This is a genomic window from Roseicella aerolata (assembly GCF_020523605.1).
In the GTDB taxonomy this organism is placed as follows: Bacteria; Pseudomonadota; Alphaproteobacteria; order Acetobacterales; family Acetobacteraceae; genus Paracraurococcus; species Paracraurococcus aerolatus.
The window spans coordinates 1-634 of the sequence record NZ_JAJAQI010000186.1 but is presented as its reverse complement, the minus strand read 5'-3'; the positions used below and the strand labels follow the sequence as shown (position 1 = coordinate 634).

General features: G+C 71.3%; 2 protein-coding genes. Both read right to left on the bottom strand.

Annotated elements, in window-relative coordinates; all coding sequences use genetic code 11:
• A partial coding sequence (locus LHA35_RS28485; RefSeq protein ID WP_226615288.1) for an IS3 family transposase occupies nucleotides 1-274 on the bottom strand: 274 nt, incomplete at its 3' end.
• Nucleotides 275-319: 45 nt separating this feature from the next.
• The coding region (locus LHA35_RS28480) for a transposase (RefSeq protein ID WP_226615286.1) at nucleotides 320-634 on the bottom strand (315 nt) is incomplete at its 5' end.

The window sequence follows — 634 nt, the reverse complement described above, 5'->3', positions numbered from 1 at the left end:
GGCTGGCACCGATCAGGCCGGCGCTGCGCATCAGACGTGCGATGCGCTTGCGGCCGTGCCGTTCGCCCCTGGCCCGGAGTTCGGCATGCACCCGCGGCGCGCCGTAGGTCTGGCGCGAGGTGACGTGCACGGTCCGGATCCGCCGCAGCAATGCCGCATCCGCCTCGGCGCGGGCTGACGGGGGCCGCTCGAGCCAGGCGTAGTAGCCGGCCCGCGAGACGCCAAGCAGGCGTGCCATCCGGGCGATCGGGAAGGTGGCCTGGTTTGTCTTCATGAACTCGAAGACCCGGACGGGATCGCCCCGTTGAAGGCAGTGCCTTCAACCGCGGGCAGACCAGGCCGCCGCTCGAGAGGGAATGTCGCGCTCCTGGCGCAGCTGCTTGTTCTCCCGCCGCAGCCGGGCAAGTTCCTCGCGCTTGGTCGCAGTCAGGGCGGCCTCGGCAGGGGCAGGCTTCGCCTCGCGCCGGCCCTCCTGCCGATCAGCGACGGCGACCCACTTCCGTATCGCCTGGGCGGAAGGTTCGAACTCGCGGGCAAGGTCGGCCGGGTCGCGTCCGGCACGGACCAACTCGACCATCTGGCGCCGGAACTCCGGTGCGTAGGCAGGATGGGGTCTGGGCATCGCGGACACCTC